This is a genomic window from Massilia sp. P2_C2, from assembly GCF_056404615.1.
In genome coordinates, this window is record NZ_JBFUDR010000231.1 from 1 (window position 1) to 10,592 (window position 10,592).

Below are 10,592 nucleotides of genomic sequence, written 5' to 3' on the forward strand. Positions count from 1 at the left end.
CAGGTTCGCGAAGGGTTGCGCGTGGGCGTCGCGGTGGATGGTGCGCAGCCAGGGCTGCCCGTCGTCGTCCAGCCAGTCCGGATCCGAATACTTGATGCGATTGAACTGCTTCTTCAGTGCCATCGCATTTGGTTTCTGGCCGGCAGCGACCTGGCGGTTCCACTCGGCGAGCGCCCAGTTCCAGACGCGCCGGGCGGTACCGGCAGCGCGCGCGAAATAGTCGCGCTGCGCAGGTGTCGGATCGAGTCGGAGCCGGTGGGACAGGAGCATGATCGTGGATTCCGTTCAGTAGGGCGTTGGACCAAAGCATGCTGAACAAGTTCCAGGTGTCGTCAGAGCATGTGCGCGGTCGGTGCACCTATCGACACATTCGAGCACCAACTCTATGGCTAGCGTCGCGTAAGTTTGGAAGAACGGCAATGTCACGATTGTGACAATACGCTAATTTCCGAATGCGCAAAGCCTGATATGGTAGAAGCATGTGTCAACCAGCGCGCCCAGGATCATGGAATTCCAATTACAACTGCACCGTTCGCTTGTTGTATTGTCGCAGCGCGGCCTGCCGCGCCATCGTTACGAACCGCCGCTGTTCCGGCTGCTGTGGAAGATCGGCATCCAGGTGCCGCCGCCGCATTACATGGGCTTCGCGAAAGTCGCGGTGTCCTTTGGCGCCTGGTTCGCAGTCATCTGGGGGAGCCTGATATGGCTGCTGATGTGGTCGCGGCAGGGCCGGGGCCCGGCCGACGACGCGCTCGCGGCAACCGTCGCGGGCGCCTGTTTCGGCCTGCTCATGGCATGGTTCTACGAGCGCGACCGCAGGAAGTTCTCGCTGCCCGCATGGGAATCGTTCGGTCGCGGATGACGGCGCATCCGCTTGCGGGGTCAGGCCAGGCCGGCCGGCAGCGCCGCCATCACCTCGGCAACGCCGATCTTGTCGACCCAGTCGTCGCGCCGGGCCACGGTGATGACGGTGCTGTTGTGCCTGTCGATCGGCGCCCATTCCGGATTCTTTTGACGCATCAGGGCGATGACGGGCACGTGCACGGCGTTCGCCAGGTGCATGACGGCCGTCTCGACCGAGATGATCAGCTTGCACAGGCTGAGGATGGCCGGTAGCTGGAAGAAATTGTCCTCGGCGCTGAACAAATGGGTGCGCGCGAGGTCCTGGTCGGCGAACAGGGCGCGGGCGTTCGCCAGGTCTTCGGGGACGACGTTGACGATGAAGCCGGCGTCGCGCCACGCAGGTTCCTGCCGCATCSTGCGGATCAGTTCGATGATCCGTTCCAGCGGCCAGCAGCGCTCGACCGATTTCGAGTACGCATTCACGAATACGATCTTCGTCCCCGTGGCGCCTTCGAACCCCCAGGCGGCGAACTGCTCGCGCGCGTAATCCATCCAGCGCGTGGGGATGGACAGCACGGGATAGCGGGCCTCGGGCGGGATCGTGATGCCGAATAATTGCGTGAACCAGTCGGCGTAGATGTCGCTGATGTGCTGCTCCGGATGCGATGCCGCGCTGTAGGCGGGAATGAAGGCGTCCAGCTTGCGATAGATGAGATGCTTGACCAGGTCGTAGGGCCGCACGCGCTTCTTCTGGCCCACGACGAAGCCGTACGGACTGATCTTGCGCGCCAGGCTCGCATACTTGTGCCGGTCCAGCACGGAGAGCGACACGACGATCGGATAATCCTGGCGCTGCGCTTCCCGCAGCGAAGCCTCGTACAGTGCCGGGCTGTAGGTTTCGTTATAGACCTTGTCGAAATACGGGCACTCGGCCAGCCAGTCGTACAGCGCGTATTTTTTCAGGTGCGGCCAGTCCGCGGCCCGGCTCGTGCGGCGGCGCTCGTCGACCCACAGGTGGATCTTCACGTGCGGGAAGGCGCGCGCGAACGCGGCGAAGCAGCTCTGCAGGTAAGTGAAGTCGCCCAACGCCAGGTGGACGATGAACAAAATCTTGTCGGAACGGGCCAGCAGCGCGCGGTCGACCAGCGCCGTGTGGGCGGGCATGTCCGCCAGCCGGTTCGTGTCGGCCACCGGATCGGCTTGCTGGAAATCCATGGATGCGTCCGGGTGCGCCCGGCCGCGCCAGCCGTCCAGGTTCAACGTCTGTTCACTCGGGATTTTCATGGTTCAAGACAAAAGCACAAGGTCATGTGGGACGTTCCGTGAACAGTAAAGACGTTAGCGACGCCCGGATTGTAGAGGGCGGAGGGCTGGGACGCAAAGAGCGGTGCTGTAAAGTTGGGTAAAGCTTGTGTGAATTGCATGCCGCGTCATGCGGTAAGGCTGATCAGTCAATATTGTATTTCGTCAGTCCGCCAGATTGCATGCGCGCGAAGCATTGTTCAGGTTACAAGTTGTAACCACGTCACCACGGCCGGCATTGCCGGTCGTGGTGGGCTTGTTGCAAATTTGATACAGTGCGGTCCGACGTCAGCCGAGATTGCTGCCGCGGATCTTGCTCAGGTCGGTATCGCCGCCCGCATTGCCGGGACGCGGATCCAGGCTGCCGCCCGCGCCACCTCCCGGCATGGCGCTGCCCGTGCCCGTGCCCGTGCCCGTGCCTGTGCCTGTGCTAGTACCTGAGCCTGAGCCTGAGCCGGCATAACCGGCGCCCATCGAGCCCGTGCCGGCACCCGAACCTGTCGTGGCACCCGCGCCGGCGCCGCCGACCATGCCGCGCATCGCCACGTCCGGCCCCATGCTGGGTGCCCCCGGGCGCGTCGGGTCGGTGCCGTAGAAGCTGTGGATGTGCTGGGCCCATTGCGCATCGGCCATGTCGGGCCAGGCGTGCTTGTCGAAGCCGGGCGCGTTCTGCAGCTGCTGCTTGTCGATGTCGAGCACGAAGCGCTTGTTGACGGTGTCGAGGTGCAGGGCTTGCCAGGGCACGGCGAACAGCTTGTCGCCCATGCCCAGGAAGCCGCCGAAGGACAGCACGGCGTAGGCGACCTGGCCGGTCTGCATGTCGAGCATGATTTCCTTGATGTCGCCCAGGTCGTCGTCGGCGGCGTTGACGACGCTGTCGCCGATCAGGGTGTCGGCACCCATCAGCGCCGGGCCGGGGCCGGTGCGCTGGCCGGTGTCCTTGTACATGCCATATTTGTCACGATCTGCGTAGCTCATCTCGTCCTCCTGATGTCGATGATTGCAGGGCCGTCGGGGCGGCAATCCGTTCAGGGTAGAGGGATCATCCGGCACGCGCTTGCGTTCACTCAATCGTGCCCGATCATGGCTGGACGATCGCGCGGATGCCTTCCCGACCGGGATCATGTTAGTCCCAATCGGGATCGCGATACGCCCGCTTGGCGCCGTGCCGGGCGTTCAGTCCAGGTCGGACGCGTCGTGCCGCTCCGGCACCTGTTCCTCGGGCTTGCCGCGCACGCGGTTGACCTTGCGGCCGCGGACCACGGCCGGCCGCGCGCCCACCTCGTCGGCCCAGCGGCGCACCTGCTGGTACCGGTGCACGGACAGGAAGTCTGCAGCGTCGTACAGCTCGCCCAGCACGAGGCCGCCGTACCACGGCCAGATCGCCATGTCGGCAATCGTGTACGCGTCGCCCGCGACGAAGCGGCGCTCGGCCAGCAGGCGGTCGAGCACGTCCAGCTGGCGCTTCGTCTCCATCGCGTAGCGGTTGATCGGGTATTCCAGCTTTTCCGGCGCGTACGCGTAGAAGTGGCCGAAGCCGCCGCCGACGAATGGCGCCGAGCCCATCTGCCACATCAGCCAGTTGAACGTCTCGGTGCGCGCCGGAATCTCCTTGGGCAGGAAGGCGCCGCCGAATTTTTCCGCCAGGTAGACGAGGATCGAGCCGGACTCGAACACGCGCACGGGCGTGGCGCCGCTGCGGTCGACGAGGGCCGGGATCTTGGAGTTCGGGTTGATCTCGACGAAGCCGCTGCCGAACTGGGCGCCCTCGTTGATGCGGATGAGCCAGGCATCGTATTCCGCGCCCGCGTGGCCGGCGGCCAGCAGTTCCTCGAGCATGATCGTGACCTTTTGCCCGTTCGGCGTGCCCAGCGAATACAGTTGCAACGGATGCTTGCCGACCGGCAGCTCCAGCTCGTGGGTCTTGCCCGCGACCGGACGGTTGATGCTGGCGAAGGCACCGCCCGACGGCGTCGCCGGGGACCAGACTTTCGGCGGGACGTACGGGGTCGTGAACGGGTTCGTATGGTCGGCCATTGCGCATCTCCTCTGTGACTCGGTGGAGAAGCGATGATGCCCGAAACGCCGGCTTTTTGCCGGCCGCTGAGTAGGGTGGGCACWGGGTGCCCACCCTACTCAGCGCAGCAGCTTCAGCCCCGGCGGCAGCGCGTCGCCGAACATGCGCGTGCGGCTTTCCTGGTCCAGCTCGACGACGTCGCGCACTTGCGCAGACCAGCTGGCCGGCGCGCCCACGGCCGCCAGGCGTTGCAACACCTGCGCGCGCAGCGTCTCGTCGATGTCGCGCGTGCGGTCGCCCGTCCTGCGTGCGATGTGGGCGGCGGCGAAGCCGGCCGGTTCGATCCGCTTCCAGTCCAGCCGCATGAGTTCCGTGAGCCAGCGTCCGGCCGCTTCCGCCGGCGCCACCTCGTGCGCGCTGCCGTGCATCGGTGCGCGAGTGCCCACGCGCGCGAGTGCCCACAGATAGCGCGCATAGGTGGCGGCCGATTTCGCATCGGGCTTGGGCGAGGACGGCACGCGCATGATGCGCCCGACCATCCAGTCCCCGATCTCGGCCTTGTACGCGGCCGGGATGCGTTCCAGCGACGCGCCCAGGCGCAGCATGTCGTCCTCGCTGCCGTCGACGAGCGTGGCGGGACGCTGCGCGCGGTCGGCCGGTTCGGCCTGCAGGTTGAAGGCGAAGTCGTCGAGCAGGCGCAGTTGCGCTTCCGTCGACAGGCCGCCCGCCACGCGCCGCCACAGGGTCCACCATTCGGCGCGCACCTGGCTGTCCTTGAAGTACTGGGCGCCCGCCGGGAACAGGGCCCCCAACTGCTGGATGCGCCAGTCGTCGAGCGGATCACCGAAGCCCGGCCGCAGGCACCAGCCGGCCAGGTTCAGCCACACGCGTTCGTGCTCGGCCGAGCGGCGCCGGCCCTTCGCCCGTTCCATCAGGACGTCGAACAGGCGGCGCAGCAACGGCGTCTCCCACCGGTCGCGGCCGCCCAGCACGTGTTCGAGCGCGCCGCGCAACTGCCGCACTTCGCGCACCTCGACCTGCTGGTTGCGCGCGCCGAAGATGCGGTCGATGCGCTTGACGGCCTCGTCGAGCTGCGGATGCGGGGCCTCTGCCGCCGGCGCGTCCTCTTCGGCGCGCAGCTGGAATTCCAGGCGCCAGCGCTGGCCGCTGCCATCCTCGGCCACGCAGAACATCTCCAGCGTGCCCAGTTCGGACAATGCGGCCGCGAGCCGCACGGGAATTTCGCTACCTCTTGTCCCCGTTTTGGCATCCCCCGCGCGCGGCTCCGTGGCGCGCAATACGGTCGCAATTGTGGGTAGGCGCACGACGTCGGTTGGATCGAGATCGACGAGATCGCCCGCCGCGGACGCGCCGGCCACGGCAGACACCAGGTGGAAGCGCACGGGCCGGCCCACGCGCAGCGCGAAGCTGCGTTCCGTCAGCGTGATCTCTTCGCCGGCCCGGGCGCCGCGCGGCAGCACGCACACGGCGCTCAGTTTGCCATCCTTGCGTTCGCCCTGGCCTTCGTCCAGCAGCAGGTAATAGCTGCGCGCCGACCCGCTCTCGATCGCGGGCGCGAGGCCGGCCCGCGCGAGCGAATACGCGACGGCGCCGCGCGCGACGGCCACGTCCGGATCGGCATTGTGCAGCACGCGCACCGGCGCGCCACGCCACGCGGACAGCAGGTCGGCCAGGCGCCGCGCCAGCGCTGCGCCGCGGAACACGCCGCCGTTCAGCAGCAGCGTGTCCGGCACGGGCAGGCGGCCGTCGTCGGCGATGCCCAGCGCTTCCCGCGCCGCCTGCGCATGCTGGCGCAGGAAGCCGGCGAGATGGCGCGTGATGGCCGGGTCGCTCGCATACGGCAGGCCGAATTCGACGATGCCGGTCCGGGCCCGCTGCGGGCCTTCCTGTGCGGCGTTGAGCGGAAAGAAGCCGTCCAGCACGATGCGTTCGACGTCGTCCTGCGTGAGTGCCGCCGAGCGGCTGGCGCCGACGAGGCGCGAGCCGCCGCCGAGCAAGGTGACGTTCACCTGGTCGGGCGCGTCCGACGCCAGCAACTGTTCCTTGGCGGCGCGGCAGCGTTCCGTCAGCTGCGCGAGGCGGCCGGCCGACAGGCGCTGGCCGTCCTGCCCGCCAAGACGCGACTCGGCCAGGTGGGCGAGGGCGAGATCCATGTTGTCGCCGCCGAGGATCAGGTGGTTGCCCACGCCGATGCGCGTCAGCGCAGGTTCGCCATCCTTCAGCTCGACCTTGACCAGCGTGAAGTCGGTGGTGCCGCCGCCCACGTCGGCCACGAGCACCAGCTTCGCATCCGCGAGGTCGGGGCCCAAGGTGGCACGGTGGCGCTGCAGCCAGTCGTACAGCGCGGCCTGCGGCTCTTCCAGCAGGCGCACATGAGGCAGTCCCGCGAGGCGCGCCGCTTCCAGCGTGAGGGCGCGCGCGCCTTCGTCGAACGAGGCCGGGATGGTGAGGACGATCTGCTGGTCTTCCAGCGGCCGTTTGGGGTGCTGCGTATTCCACGCCGCGCGCAGGTGGGCAAGATAGCTGGCGCTGGCCGCCAGCGGCGACACCTTGGGCACGTCGTCCGGCGCGCCCCACGGCAGGATAGCCGCGGTGCGGTCCACGCCCGGATGCGACAGCCAGCTCTTCGCGGAGGCGACGAGGCGCCCCGGCGATGCCGCGCCCAGCGTCCGCGCGAGACGGCCGACCGCGACGCGCGCCACGCCGCCCACGTCCGGCTGTTGCCACGGCAGTTGCAGGGCGTCTTCGGCGAGTTCGCCGTCGAGCGGGTGGTAGCGGCTCGACGGCAGCAGCGGCGCGGTGTCGACCTCGCCGGGCGCCACCAGTTGCGGGATGGCGAACGTGGCGACGTGTTCCGATCCGGCGTCGGCAAAGGCCAGCACCGTGTTGGTGGTGCCGAGGTCGATGCCGACGCGGGCTGCTGGCGTGCGGGTCACTGCTCGGTGCTGCGGACGTCGAACTCGACCTTCCAGCGCTGGCCGTCACGGGCGACGGCCACCAGTTCCAGCGTGCCGGACTCGGTGGCCACCGCGTGCAGCTTCACCTGCACCACGTCGCCCGGCGTGCGGCCTTCCGCCGGCAAGGTCGCCTGGATCTCGTTCAATTCCTGCAGCTCGTCCTGGCTCCACGATTCGAGCACGGTGCCGATATGGTCCTGGCGGCGCACGCTCGAACCGAAGAAGCGGAAGTGCACGGGCTCGCCGACGACGAGGCCGAATTCCTGGCCCGGCAGTTCCAGCTCGGTGCCTTCCTCCATGCCGAACGGCGCCACGCACAGCGCTTCCAGCGGCGGCTCGAAGCCGGGGATCGCGGGCATCGCCGATTCGACGCCGACGTAGTACGACCGGGCCGTGCCGCCGCGGATGCGCACGCCGCCACCGCGGCGCGCATAGCCGTAGTAGGCGGCGCCGCGCGCGACGGCCAGGTCGAGGTCCGCGCCTTCCAGCATGCGTGCCGGTTCCGCGCCTTCCATGGTCAGCCAGTCGTTGAGGGTGTCCATCACGCGCTTGGCCAGGATGTCCGACTTGAACACGCCGCCGTTGAACAGCACGGCGCTCGGGTGCAGGAAGGTGTGGGCCGGATCGACGTTGCCGTCAAAACCTTCCAGCTCCGCCGTCGCGCCGGCCTGGCGGCCGAGGAAGGCGGCCAGGTGGCGCGTGATGGCGGCGTCCTGGGCGTATGGCAGGCCGACCTGCGTCAGGCCGGCGCGCGTGCGCACGGCCGGGCGCGCGCTGGAGTCTATGCGCGGGAAGAAGCCGTCCGTGATGAACGTCGTGACTTCGTCGCGCGTGAGCTCCGTGCGGATCGAGCCGCCGATCAGCTTCGAGCCGCGGCTCGGCACGACGATCGGCCACGTGGTCGCGTCGGCGTCCGCCAGCAGGTGTTCCTTGGCGCCGCGGCAGGCATAGGTCAGGGCGCGCATCTGCCACGCGTCCAGCTGGGTGCCGTTGGCCTGCAGCTTGCGCGCGACGAGGTGGGCGAGGGCGAGGTCCATGTTGTCGCCGCCCAGCAGGATGTGGTCGCCGACGGCGACGCGATGCGGTTCCAGGTTGCCCTCGCGCTCGAGGATCGCGATCAGCGAGAAGTCGCTCGTGCCGCCGCCGACGTCGACGACCAGCACGATGTCGCCGGCTTTCACCTGCTTGCGCCAGCGCCCGCCGCTGCCCTGGATCCAGCTGTACAGCGCGGCCTGAGGCTCTTCCAGCAGGGTGGGGTTGCCATAGCCGGCGCTGCGCGCGGCTTCCGCCGTCAGTTCGCGCGCGGCCGGGTCGAAGGACGCCGGGATCGTCACGGTGACGGCCTGCTGGTCGAACGGCGCGTCGGGATGCTCGGCATTCCACGCGGCCTTCAGGTGTTCGAGGTAGCGCGTGGAGGCCGCGAGCGGCGACACGCGCTCGACTTCTTCCGGTGCATCGGTCGGCAGGATGGCGGCGCGGCGGTCCACGCTCGGGTGGCTCAGCCAGCTCTTGGCCGACGACACGAGGCGGATCGGCGTGCTTGCACCGCGCGAACGGGCCATCTCACCAACAACATAGGACTGCGCGGGTGCGGCCTCGCCATTCGTCCACGGCAGCGCGAGGTCGCCCGGCGCCAGCTCGTCCGGGTGCGGCAGGTACAGGAACGAGGGCAGCAGCGGCAGCGGCTCGACGGTGCCGGGACCGCTCAGCTGCGGGATGCCCAGCACGCCCTGGTCGGCTTTTTCGCCATCGCTGGCTTGCAGGTCGACGTACGACAGCGCACTGTGCGTCGTGCCCAGGTCGATGCCGATGGCGTAGCGGGCTTCGTTGGTTTGGATATCACTCACAGTTCCACCTCCGCGGGGGCGATGACGCTGGCGTCGTGTTTATCCGCCAGCTGCGGCAGGCGCACGTCACGGGCGCGCCAGCCGCGGTGCGACAGGGTGCCGTTGAACGGCGCCTTGCCGACCACGTTGCCGGTCAGGCGCACGCTGGCGGCGTCGAAGCCTTCCGGCAGCGTGATGCGCGTGCCTTCCAGCTCGCCGCGCACGGGCTCGATGGTGAAGTGCTCGCGCAGCACGCGCGCGCAACCTTCGTGCACGAGGCGGGCGGCGGCGCCGATGTCGGCATCCGCATAGACCGTGATGTTTTCGTTGGCGAAGTCGATCAGGCGCGCCTCGCGCTGCAGGAGGCCCAGCAGCTGCAGGGCGGCGTCCGGCGTGGCGATGCGCAGCGGGGCCGGTGCGGGCGCCGGGGCCGGCTTCGGTTCGGGTTTTGGTGCGGGTGCGGGAGCAGGCGCGGCGATGGGGCCGACCTGGTCGTCGCGCACGCGCGCGGCGAACTCGGCATCGCCCAGGGTCTTGAAGAAGGCGCCGAAGGCAAGGGACAGCCGGCTCCAGAAGGATGGCAGGTTGGTCGGTTGGCTCATGTTCTTGTGTCGTACGGTGATTGGCAGGCCCGCCGCCGGGGGCTGCCCGGGCGACGGTTCGTCAAAGGGCGCATGATACCAGCTAGACTGTAATCAGTTCGACAACGGCGTCGATTTGGCGGGTTCAGGCGGCCGCGCCGTCGTCCGCGGGAAACTCGGCAGCGAGGGCCACCAGTGCGCGTGCAACCACCTCGAAATCGTCCAGTCCGCGCTTGATGATGGTCACCAGCGCGGGCAGCGGGGCGGCCTGGTGGTCCCATTCGGCGCGGCAGAACTCGCCCGTGCGCTTGAGATCCTCGGCCAGTGCCGGGTCGATCCAGCCGTGCCCGGCCAGCAGCGTCATGACCTCGCGCTCGTCGTGCGCCGGGCCCAGGCCGCGCTCGGCCAGTACGTAATCGCCCATTTCCACGGCGGCCTCCCAGGCGCGGATCACGTTCAGCGTGGCCGCGTCCTGGCGCGTGATGTCGCCCACGAAGGTGGTCGGATCCTTCTCGTATTCGTCGCGGGCACGCTTGCAGCAGCGCTCGATGGTGCCCGTCTTGCTGATCAGCAGGTCTTGATCCATGGTTCCCTCTCTGCGGGACGTGGAGGGCCCGCTTCAAGGGATAACTTACAACAAGAACAACATGGCTGCCGCACAAGTGGGGCCGGCGCTATGAACCTGTCTCGGGATGCGCAGACCGGTGGGCGGCTTTTTGTCGGTCAGGCCCTCGGCCTGACCGACTCCACGCGTTCAACGTTCGCCGGCACGGGCGCGACATATCCGGCGTCGCGTATCACCGCGTGGGCAGCGGCTGCTTTGCGGCAGCGCTACCGTTGTTGGTGGAGCTGCCCACCCTACGCGAGCAGGCGGAAACTCCCCACCGCCCCGTTCAATGCCTCGGTCTGGTCCTGCAGCGACGCCGCCGCGGCAGCGGCTTCCTCGACCAGCGCCGCATTCTGCTCGGCGACGGCTTCCATCTGCCCGATGCTGGCGTGGACTTGCAGGATGTCCGCGCTTTGTTCGCGGCTGGCCGTGCTGATG

At 68.4% G+C, this 10,592-nt stretch carries 9 protein-coding genes and 1 pseudogene; 1 reads left to right on the plus strand and 9 read right to left on the minus strand.

What is annotated here, in order from left to right; genetic code table 11:
- On the minus strand, positions 1 to 270 hold a 270-nt coding region (locus AC1DYX_RS22310; protein WP_477262892.1), incomplete at its 3' end, for a helix-turn-helix domain-containing protein.
- A 235-nt stretch (positions 271 to 505) separates the two neighbouring features.
- Here AC1DYX_RS22310 and AC1DYX_RS22315 point away from each other — a divergent pair.
- Positions 506 to 862: a DUF6404 family protein gene (locus AC1DYX_RS22315; RefSeq protein ID WP_477262894.1), complete on the plus strand. Its 357-nt coding sequence runs from the start codon at positions 506 to 508 to the stop codon at positions 860 to 862.
- A gap of 20 nt (positions 863 to 882) precedes the next feature.
- Here the strand turns inward: AC1DYX_RS22315 and AC1DYX_RS22320 are convergent, their stop codons facing one another.
- From AC1DYX_RS22320 to AC1DYX_RS22355, 8 genes and pseudogenes are all read right to left on the minus strand, one after another.
- Positions 883 to 2,007, minus strand: a complete 1,125-nt coding sequence (locus AC1DYX_RS22320; RefSeq protein WP_477262908.1) for a glycosyltransferase family 9 protein — start codon at positions 2,005 to 2,007, stop codon at positions 883 to 885.
- Between the two features lie 426 nt (positions 2,008 to 2,433).
- Positions 2,434 to 3,123 carry a PRC-barrel domain-containing protein gene (locus AC1DYX_RS22325; protein WP_477262896.1) on the minus strand — a complete coding sequence of 230 codons (690 nt, stop codon included), beginning with the start codon at positions 3,121 to 3,123 and terminating at the stop codon, positions 2,434 to 2,436.
- A gap of 198 nt (positions 3,124 to 3,321) precedes the next feature.
- A complete protein-coding gene (gene yghU / locus AC1DYX_RS22330; protein ID WP_477262898.1) occupies positions 3,322 to 4,182 on the minus strand; it encodes a glutathione-dependent disulfide-bond oxidoreductase in 861 nt (286 codons plus the stop codon).
- A 99-nt stretch (positions 4,183 to 4,281) separates the two neighbouring features.
- Positions 4,282 to 7,119, minus strand: a complete 2,838-nt coding sequence (locus AC1DYX_RS22335; RefSeq protein ID WP_477262900.1) for an Hsp70 family protein — start codon at positions 7,117 to 7,119, stop codon at positions 4,282 to 4,284.
- On the minus strand, positions 7,116 to 8,987 hold the full coding sequence (locus AC1DYX_RS22340; RefSeq protein ID WP_477262902.1) for an Hsp70 family protein: 1,872 nt from the start codon (positions 8,985 to 8,987) through the stop codon (positions 7,116 to 7,118). Before AC1DYX_RS22340 ends, AC1DYX_RS22335 begins: the two co-directional genes overlap by 4 nt.
- Positions 8,984 to 9,568, minus strand: coding sequence for a DUF2760 domain-containing protein (locus AC1DYX_RS22345; protein WP_477262904.1), 585 nt, complete (start codon positions 9,566 to 9,568; stop codon positions 8,984 to 8,986). The genes AC1DYX_RS22340 and AC1DYX_RS22345 overlap by 4 nt, the downstream gene beginning before the upstream one ends.
- Before the next feature lie 124 nt (positions 9,569 to 9,692).
- On the minus strand, positions 9,693 to 10,133 hold the full coding sequence (hepT, locus tag AC1DYX_RS22350; RefSeq protein WP_477262906.1) for a type VII toxin-antitoxin system HepT family RNase toxin: 441 nt from the start codon (positions 10,131 to 10,133) through the stop codon (positions 9,693 to 9,695).
- A gap of 272 nt (positions 10,134 to 10,405) precedes the next feature.
- Positions 10,406 to 10,592 (minus strand): annotated as a pseudogene (locus AC1DYX_RS22355) (methyl-accepting chemotaxis protein); the annotation flags it as partial.

Bases quoted from the DNA above. Each gene is read 5' to 3' on its own strand.
- AC1DYX_RS22315 (WP_477262894.1), top strand. From the start codon at position 506: ATGGAATTCCAATTACAACTGCACCGTTCGCTTGTTGTATTGTCGCAG.
- AC1DYX_RS22325 (WP_477262896.1), bottom strand. From the start codon at position 3,123: ATGAGCTACGCAGATCGTGACAAATATGGCATGTACAAGGACACCGGC.
- yghU (WP_477262898.1), bottom strand. From the start codon at position 4,182: ATGGCCGACCATACGAACCCGTTCACGACCCCGTACGTCCCGCCGAAA.
- AC1DYX_RS22345 (WP_477262904.1), bottom strand. From the start codon at position 9,568: ATGAGCCAACCGACCAACCTGCCATCCTTCTGGAGCCGGCTGTCCCTT.
- hepT (WP_477262906.1), bottom strand. From the start codon at position 10,133: ATGGATCAAGACCTGCTGATCAGCAAGACGGGCACCATCGAGCGCTGC.